Annotated in this window: 6 protein-coding genes and 1 riboswitch; of the genes, 5 read left to right on the top strand and 1 reads right to left on the bottom strand. The window is 69.9% G+C overall.

The window, feature by feature from the left end; genetic code table 11:
- Positions 1-51: 51 nt before the first annotated feature.
- Positions 52-1,008, bottom strand: coding sequence for a glucosyl-3-phosphoglycerate synthase (locus ACYVE9_RS10370; protein ID WP_461027484.1), 957 nt, complete (start codon positions 1,006-1,008; stop codon positions 52-54).
- A 408-nt stretch (positions 1,009-1,416) separates the two neighbouring features.
- Positions 1,417-1,566: riboswitch (SAM riboswitch) on the top strand.
- Between the two features lie 17 nt (positions 1,567-1,583).
- On the opposite strand from ACYVE9_RS10370, the gene thrC reads away from it, so the two are divergent.
- The 5 genes from thrC (at position 1,584) to ACYVE9_RS10395 (ending at position 7,841) form a co-directional block, all read left to right on the top strand.
- A complete protein-coding gene (gene thrC / locus ACYVE9_RS10375) occupies positions 1,584-2,873 on the top strand; it encodes a threonine synthase (RefSeq protein WP_461027480.1) in 1,290 nt (429 codons plus the stop codon).
- Positions 2,874-2,984: 111 nt separating this feature from the next.
- Positions 2,985-3,260 carry a MoaD/ThiS family protein gene (locus ACYVE9_RS10380; protein ID WP_461027481.1) on the top strand — a complete coding sequence of 92 codons (276 nt, stop codon included), beginning with the start codon at positions 2,985-2,987 and terminating at the stop codon, positions 3,258-3,260.
- A 408-nt stretch (positions 3,261-3,668) separates the two neighbouring features.
- Positions 3,669-3,872, top strand: coding sequence for a cold-shock protein (locus ACYVE9_RS10385; RefSeq protein ID WP_219092312.1), 204 nt, complete (start codon positions 3,669-3,671; stop codon positions 3,870-3,872).
- Positions 3,873-4,406: 534 nt separating this feature from the next.
- Complete coding sequence (gene groL / locus ACYVE9_RS10390) at positions 4,407-6,035, top strand: chaperonin GroEL (RefSeq protein ID WP_461027482.1); 1,629 nt, start codon at positions 4,407-4,409, stop codon at positions 6,033-6,035.
- A gap of 339 nt (positions 6,036-6,374) precedes the next feature.
- Positions 6,375-7,841: an alanine/glycine:cation symporter family protein gene (locus ACYVE9_RS10395; RefSeq protein WP_461027483.1), complete on the top strand. Its 1,467-nt coding sequence runs from the start codon at positions 6,375-6,377 to the stop codon at positions 7,839-7,841.
- The last annotated feature ends 47 nt before the right edge of the window (positions 7,842-7,888 follow it).

The raw sequence follows: 7,888 nt of genomic DNA on the forward strand, positions 1-7,888 counted from the left end.
CGCGCGGCCCCCGGGCCCGGGCCGCGTCGCCCGGCCCCGACGGGCGTCCGGTCAGGCGGCGCGGCGGGCGTGGTACTCCGCGATCGTGCACATCGGGGGGCGTTCCTCGGAGGTGACCCGGTGGGTGGTCGGGGCGAAACCGCCGTCGGCCGAGCGGTCGAACTGGGTCAGTTCGGCACGGGTCAGGGGAGCGCCGGACAGCCGGGACTGCGCGGTGCGGTAGATCGTCGCGGCCATCCGGCCCAGCGCCTGGCCGTCCTGGTTCCGGTGGCGGCGCACACCGACGTCCACCTGGGCGAGCGCGTCCAGACCGACGGCCTCCAGCGCGTCTATGAGCAGGCCCAGCTCCACCCCGTAGCCGACGGGGAACGGCAGCCGCTCCAGCAGGGAGCGGCGCGCGGCGTACTCGCCGCCCAGCGGCTGGACGAAGCCGGCCAGCCGGGGCCAGTGGAGACCGAGCAGCGGCCTCGCGACCAGTTCGGTCACCCGGCCGCCGCCCCCGGGGTTGTCGCCCAGCGGCCGGTCGTACATGGCCTTCACCAGGTGCAGACCGGGGTCGGTGAGCAGCGGCCCGACGATGCCGGACACGAAGCGGGACCGGAAGTCACGCAGGTCGGCGTCGACGAAGCAGACGATCTCGCCGCTGGTGGCCAGCAGCGAGCGCCACAGCACCTCGCCCTTGCCGGGCAGGGCCGGCAGCCGGGGCAGCAGCGCGTCGCGGTGCACGACGGTGGCTCCGGCGGCTGCCGCCACCTGGGACGTGCGGTCGGTGGAGCCGGAGTCGATCACCACCAGCTCGTCCACGAGCGGTACCGCCTCGGTCATCAGCTCAGCGCGGATCACGGACACGATCTCGCCGACCGTGGCCTGCTCGTTGAGGGCGGGCAGCACCACGCTGACGCTGCCGCTGGGGCCGGCGGCGCGTTTGGCGGCCAGCAACTGGGGGAGCGTGCGGTCTGCGGCCTGCCAGGAGCGGCGCCGCAGCCAGGAGTCGACCTCGTCCAGCACGTGTGCGTCTCCCTCGGCTCGGTTTTCCACGTCGGTCAGGGCGGTCACGTCTGTCGGGGCGGTCTCGTCGGTCGGGGCGGTCACGTCGGTCCGGGGGCGGGGCGGGCTCGGCTCTCGGGGCGGTCTGTCGGGGGGCGCGTCGGGGCGGTGGCGTTGGGCCGTTCGGGTTACCCGGTCCGGTGCGGGGCCGGCGCGGAGAACGGTTCGGCTCCGGGTGGCTCGCGTCCGGGGCAGGAGCCCCTGGAGTGGGCGGGTGTCTCGCGGTGCGGACGTCCCGCTCCACCTTCGCGGGCGTCGGTTACAGTCTTGAGCAACGCATGTGACCACCGCATGTCGGGGTAGCCCCCGGCCCGTCGGCGCTCCGTGCGGGACAAACACCTCGGGTGGCCAGGTCGCCCGGCGTCATACCGCTCATCCAGAGGGGCAGAGGGAACGGCCCGTTGAAGCCCCGGCAACCCTCCCGCGCGCACTCGTTCATCCGACATTTCGGGGCGAAGCCGCCGTGGGGAAGGTGCCAATTCCGTCCCATGGCGAAATACGTCACGGGGAAGATGAGGAGAAAGGGCCTCGCCTCCATGGCTGTGCAAGCAGTTGAAAGCAACACCGACACCTCCACCGTTTCCCTCGGACCGGCCGTCGCGCTCTCCTGCCGCGAATGCGGAGAACGTGTCCCGCTCGGCCCGAGCTTCGCGTGCACGGCCTGTTTTGGACCGCTGGAAATCGCCTACGACCTGCCCGAGGGTGATCCCGAGGCGCTGCGCGCCGAGATCGCGGCGGGCCCGAACAACATCTGGCGCTACGCGCCGCTGCTGCCGGTGCCCGCGGACGTCGCGGACAAGCCGAACCTGAATCCGGGCATGACCAAGCTGGTCAAGGCCGACAACCTGGCCCGCGAGCTGGGCATCACCGGTGAGCTGCACGTCAAGGACGACTCGGGGAACCCGACGCACTCCTTCAAGGACCGGGTCGTGGCCATCGCCGTCGAGGCGGCCCGCGCCTTCGGCTTCACCACGCTCTCCTGCTCCTCCACCGGCAACCTGGCCGGTGCGGTCGGCGCGGCGGCGGCCCGTGCGGGCCTGCGCTCGTGCGTGTTCATCCCGCACGACCTGGAGCAGGGCAAGGTCGTCATGGCGGCCGTCTACGGCGGTGAGCTGGTCGGCATCGAGGGCACCTACGACGACGTGAACCGCTTCTGCAGCGAGCTGATCGGCGACCCGATCGGCGAGAACTGGGGCTTCGTCAACGTCAATCTGCGGCCCTACTACGCGGAGGGCTCCAAGACCCTCGCGTACGAGATCTGCGAGCAGCTGGGTTGGCGGCTCCCGGACCAGCTGGTCGTCCCGATCGCCTCCGGCTCGCAGCTCACCAAGATCGACAAGGGGCTGCGCGAGCTGATCCGGCTCGGGCTCGTCGAGGACCGCCCGTACAAGATCTTCGGCGCCCAGGCCGAGGGCTGCTCCCCGGTGTCGCGGGCGTTCAAGGACGGCCACGACGTGGTGCGCCCCGTGCGTCCGGACACCATCGCCAAGTCGCTGGCCATCGGGAACCCCGCGGACGGCCCCTACGTCCTGGACATCGCCCGGCGCACCGGCGGCGCGGTGGAGGACGTGAACGACGAGCAGGTGGTCGACGCGATCAAGCTGCTGGCCCGCACCGAGGGCGTCTTCGCGGAGACCGCGGGGGGCGTGACCGTCGGTGTGACGCGCAAGCTGATCGAGTCAGGTGCGCTGGACCCGTCGCTGACGACCGTGGTCCTGAACACCGGTGACGGCCTGAAGACGCTGGACGCGGTCGCGCCCACCTCCGGCCCGTCCGCGGTGATCCGGCCCAGCCTGGACGCGTTCCGCGCGGCCGGCCTCGGCTGACCGGCTCCCGCAGCCCGACCGAACGGGCCGTTCCGGGGGCCCGTTCCCGCTTCCCCGCGCCCGCTTCCCCAGTGCCCGTTTCCGCGGCCTGGTCCACAGAAGGTGAACCGCATGAGCGTTACCGTCCGCATCCCGACCATTCTCCGCACCTACACCGGCGGCAAGGCCGAGGTGCCGGCAGACGGCGCCACCCTCGGTGAGGTGCTCACCGACCTGGAGAAGAACCACACGGGCATCGGCCCGCGCGTCCTGGACGACACCGGCAAGCTGCGCCGCTTCGTCAACGTCTACGTCAACGACGACGACGTGCGCTTCGCCGAGGGCCTGGACACCGCGACGCCCGACGGTGCGAGCGTCTCGATCATTCCCGCCGTCGCCGGCGGCTGAACCGGTCGTTCCGCCGCCTGCTCGGCTGATTCGCCCCCTCCATCGGGTCTATGGAGGGGGCGAATCCATGTTTAGAAAGGCGATAGAGTGTGTTCCGCCCCCCTGAGCGCTTGCCGCGTCATCTGAGAACGCGACAACTTCTGCCCGAGAATGGTGATCCATTTGTCGGGTTGATCCGCTATGCCCGGCCTGGGTTGCCCTGATTGGCCAGTCTCTGTCCCGGAATTTCCGATCACCCGTGCTCGGAATTCTCGTCGGATTGACCTGTTGCAGAGGGCGTCCGTGCAGATACATTCAGCGGCGGTCGACGCGTTCCGGCGCACACCTCCTGTGACTTAGGGGGTGAGGTCTGACCCGAGGTCCGCGGAGTGCGGTCTCGCGAAAGGGCCAGCATTAGGGGAGTTAGGAATGGCTCAGGGCACCGTCAAGTGGTTCAACGCGGAGAAGGGGTACGGCTTCATCGCGGTCGACGGTGGTGCGGACGTATTCGTCCACTACAGCGCGATCCAGATGGACGGGTACCGCACCCTTGAGGAGGGGCAGCGAGTCGAGTTCGAGATCTCGCAGGGTCAGAAGGGGCCGCAGGCGGACATGGTTCGCCTGACTGCCTGAGCGACGACCACACCACGCGTCAGAAGGGTCCGTGTCCCCCGTGGGGCACGGGCCCTTCGCCGTGCCCGCGAAACCTTTCGCGGGTGCGGGTGCGGGTGCGGGTGCGGGTGCGGGTGCGGGTGCGGGTGCGGGTGTCGGCGCGCTGAGGGGCGGGCGCCGGGGCGCGGAGGGTCGCGGGGCGGGCAGGGCTCGGCTGTGCGGAGGGGTGCAGGAGCGGGCAGGGGCGCGTGGCATGCGGCACGCCCGCGTCGGTCCACAGGTTCCGCTTGAACCCCGGGCGACCCTTCTGATCTGCTGGTTCCCTTGACGAGAGCCCTTCCGGGCCGGGTCCGCCCCGCGGAAGCCGCTTGCACTCGACGGGGTCGAGTGCTAATCATTGGCGTTAGCACTCTGCAGGTGAGAGTGACAGTTTTGCGGACCACCTCGGTGAGGTCGGCCGGTCTGGCGGGAAGGAACCGCCAGACTCGCAGATCGTCCGTCGCGGGCGCCGGTGCGGTCCGGAGAAATCCACCCCGTCTGGGAGGACCACTTCACATGGCCAAGATCATCGCGTTCGACGAGGAGGCACGGCGCGGCCTCGAGCGCGGGATGAACCAGCTCGCCGACGCCGTCAAGGTCACTCTCGGCCCCAAGGGCCGGAACGTCGTCCTCGAGAAGAAGTGGGGCGCCCCCACGATCACCAACGATGGTGTGTCCATCGCCAAGGAGATCGAGCTCGAGGACCCGTACGAGAAGATCGGTGCGGAGCTCGTCAAGGAGGTCGCCAAGAAGACGGACGACGTCGCCGGCGACGGAACGACGACCGCCACCGTCCTGGCGCAGGCGCTGGTCCGCGAAGGACTCCGCAACGTTGCCGCCGGTGCCAACCCGATGGCGCTCAAGCGCGGCATCGAGAAGGCCACCGAGGCTGTCTCCGCCGCCCTGCTCGAGCAGGCGAAGGACGTGGAGACGAAGGAGCAGATCGCCTCCACCGCCTCCATCTCGGCCGCCGACACGCAGATCGGCGAGCTCATCGCCGAGGCGATGGACAAGGTCGGCAAGGAAGGCGTCATCACCGTCGAGGAGTCGCAGACCTTCGGGCTCGAGCTTGAGCTCACCGAGGGCATGCGCTTCGACAAGGGCTACATCTCGGCGTACTTCGCCACCGACATGGAGCGTATGGAGGCCGTCTTCGACGACCCGTACGTGCTCATCGTCAACTCCAAGATCAGCAACGTGAAGGACCTCCTTCCGCTGCTCGAGAAGGTCATGCAGTCCGGCAAGCCGCTGCTGATCATCGCCGAGGACGTCGAGGGCGAGGCGCTGTCCACGCTCGTCGTCAACAAGATCCGCGGCACCTTCAAGTCCGTCGCCGTCAAGGCCCCGGGCTTCGGCGACCGCCGCAAGGCCATGCTCGGTGACATCGCCATCCTCACCGGTGGCCAGGTCATCTCCGAGGAGGTCGGCCTCAAGCTGGAGAACGCCGGTCTCGAACTCCTCGGCCGCGCCCGCAAGGTCGTCATCACCAAGGACGAGACCACCATCGTCGACGGTGCCGGCGACAGCGAGCAGGTCCAGGGCCGGGTCAACCAGATCCGTGCCGAGATCGAGAACTCCGACTCGGACTACGACCGCGAGAAGCTCCAGGAGCGCCTGGCGAAGCTGGCCGGCGGCGTGGCCGTCATCAAGGCCGGTGCCGCCACCGAGGTCGAGCTGAAGGAGCGCAAGCACCGCATCGAGGACGCGGTGCGCAACGCCAAGGCGGCCGTCGAGGAAGGCATCGTCGCCGGCGGTGGCGTGGCCCTCCTCCAGGCGTCCAGCGTCTTCGACAAGCTGGAGCTGGAAGGCGACGAGGCGACCGGTGCGAAGGCCGTCAAGCTCGCCCTGGAGGCCCCGCTCAAGCAGATCGCCGTCAACGGTGGTCTCGAGGGTGGCGTCGTCGTGGAGAAGGTCCGCAACCTGACCGTGGGTCACGGCCTCAACGCCGCGACCGGCGAGTACGTCGACATGATCGCCGAGGGCATCATCGACCCGGCGAAGGTGACGCGCTCCGCGCTGCAGAACGCGGCCTCCATCGCCGCGCTGTTCCTCACCACCGAGGCCGTCATCGCCGACAAGCCGGAGAAGGCCGGAGCCGGCGCGCCGGACCCGACCGGCGGCATGGGCGGTGGCATGGACTTCTGATCCTCGCGGATCAGTCGCTCCACGCAGCTCAGGCGGCTCGGCACCGCACAGGGCCCGAGCAGCTGGACGAAGGGCGGCACTCCCCGGCCGGGGGTGCCGCCCTTCGGCGTGTCCGGCCGCCCGCCTCGCCCGCCGGTCGGGTCCGGCGCGCCGGCTCCCGCCCAGGAGGGGCGGACCGGGTGGGATGTACCACTGTGTGAGCCAAACCACCGTTCGTCGGTGAATGGGGTGTTGGCTTCCGGGTAGCCTGCCGAAAGCTTTCTACGGAGGACCACTTCCGCGGCCGGACGCCATGGGTGCGCCGTCAGAGCCGAGCATCATCCGACTTTGAGGACACGTATGGAGTCTCTGGACGCCTTCATCGTCGACGTCAACGACGTCTTCTGGACCTATCTGCTGATCCCCCTGGTGGCGGTCGCCGCCCTGTGGTTCACCTTCCGCTCCAAGGCCGTGCAGCTGAGGCTCTTCCCCGAGATGCTGCGCGTCGTCCGCGGCAAGGCGGAGACGGCCCCCGACGGAGGCAAGCACGTCTCGTCGTTCGGCGCGTTCACCATCTCCGCCGCCGCCCGTGTCGGCACCGGCAACATCGCCGGTGTCGCCGCCGCCATCACGCTGGGCGGTGCCGGCGCGGTGTTCTGGATGTGGGTCATGGCGGTGCTCGGCGCCGCCTCGGCGTTCGTCGAGTCCACACTCGCGCAGCTCTACAAGGTGCGGGACGACAGGCAGGGCGGCACCTTCCGGGGCGGCCCCGCCTACTACATCCAGCGCGGCCTGGGCAAACGCTGGGGCGGTGTGGTCTTCGCGATCACCATCACGCTGACTTTCGGCTTCGTCTTCACCGCCGTCCAGTCCAACACCATCCGGACGGTCACCGCCGGCTCGTTCGACGCGACCGACACCTCCTGGTTCCCGGCCGCGATCGGAGTGCTGCTGGCCGGGCTGCTCGCGCTGGTCATCTTCGGCGGAGTGCGGCGCATCGCCCGCGTCACCACCATGCTGGTGCCCGTCATGGCCTGCGTCTACCTGCTGCTCGGTGCCGTCGTCGTGGTGATGAACCTGGGGGACGTGCCGCGGGTCTTCGCTGACATCGTCGGCGGCGCGCTCGGCTTCCGCGAGGTCGCGGGCGGGGCCATCGGCGCCGCCATCCAGCAGGGCGTGCGGCGCGGCATGTTCTCCAACGAGGCCGGGCTGGGCTCCGCACCCAACGCGGGCGCCACCGCGCAGGTCTCGCACCCGGTGAAGCAGGGGCTGGTGCAGTCGCTCGGCGTCTTCTTCGACACGCTGCTGATCTGCTCGATGACCGCGTTCATCATCCTGACCACCAACCCGGAGCTCGCCGGGCGGCAGGGCGCCGACCTGACGCAGGACGCGCTGACCGCCACCCTGGGCGGCTGGGCGGGGCACATGCTGACGCTGGTCGTCTTCATGCTCGCCTTCAGCTCCATGATCGGTAACTACTACTACGGCGAGTCCAACATCGAGTTCATGACCGAGCGGACCTGGGTGCTGCCCGGCTACCGCGCGCTCGTCCTGGTCACCGTCGTGCTCGGTGCGCTCGGCACGGTCAGCACGGTGTGGAACCTCGCCGACGTCTTCATGGGCTTCATGGCGCTGGTGAACCTGGTCGCGATCCTGCCGCTGTCGGTGGTCGCCTTCAAACTGCTGGACGACTACCAGGCGCAGCGGCGGCAGGGGCTCGACCCGGTCTTCACCCGGGACCGCATCCCGGGGCTCGCCTTCGAGAACGTCGAGTGCTGGGAGCCGCAGTCCGACCGTGTGTCCGTGGAGCGCCCGGCCGGTTCCTGACGCGACGGCCGGTCCGGGCGGGGCGGTGGCGGCACTCCTCGGGGTGC

The organism is Streptomyces sparsus, from assembly GCF_054776295.1.

Excerpts from the sequence above, each read along its gene's own strand:
- groL (WP_461027482.1), top strand. The coding sequence starts at position 4,407 with ATGGCCAAGATCATCGCGTTCGACGAGGAGGCACGGCGCGGCCTCGAG.
- ACYVE9_RS10380 (WP_461027481.1), top strand. The coding sequence starts at position 2,985 with ATGAGCGTTACCGTCCGCATCCCGACCATTCTCCGCACCTACACCGGC.
- thrC (WP_461027480.1), top strand. The coding sequence starts at position 1,584 with ATGGCTGTGCAAGCAGTTGAAAGCAACACCGACACCTCCACCGTTTCC.
- ACYVE9_RS10395 (WP_461027483.1), top strand. The coding sequence starts at position 6,375 with ATGGAGTCTCTGGACGCCTTCATCGTCGACGTCAACGACGTCTTCTGG.
- ACYVE9_RS10385 (WP_219092312.1), top strand. The coding sequence starts at position 3,669 with ATGGCTCAGGGCACCGTCAAGTGGTTCAACGCGGAGAAGGGGTACGGC.